The following is a 292-nucleotide window of genomic DNA, read 5'->3' on the forward strand; positions in this document are numbered from 1 at the left end:
TGATGATCCGTTGCGCGCCGGACAGGATCTTCACGCCATAATCGACATAACGAGCCGCGACATCCTCACGATGCTGGGCGATCATCGCTGTGCGGCTAAAGCCATGCCGCAACGCCGACTTGACGACGCTCGACTTGCGCATGCGCGACAGACTGGTCGGACCATTCATCCAATTGGTAAGAGGTCCGTCTACGATCGCTCGCGCTTTCGCTATATCGACCTCGCCCTCTCCAAGAGGCTGCATGACATATAATACCCGGAGAGGATCGGCTTCGAACGGTTTCAGCGCTTC

At 57.2% G+C, this 292-nt stretch carries 1 pseudogene; it reads right to left on the reverse strand.

The features are described from left to right. Nucleotides 1–292: pseudogene (locus tag AF337_RS40935) on the reverse strand (polysaccharide pyruvyl transferase family protein); the annotation flags it as partial.

This window comes from Rhizobium ecuadorense (assembly GCF_001187535.1).
Classification (GTDB): domain Bacteria; phylum Pseudomonadota; class Alphaproteobacteria; order Rhizobiales; family Rhizobiaceae; genus Rhizobium; species Rhizobium ecuadorense.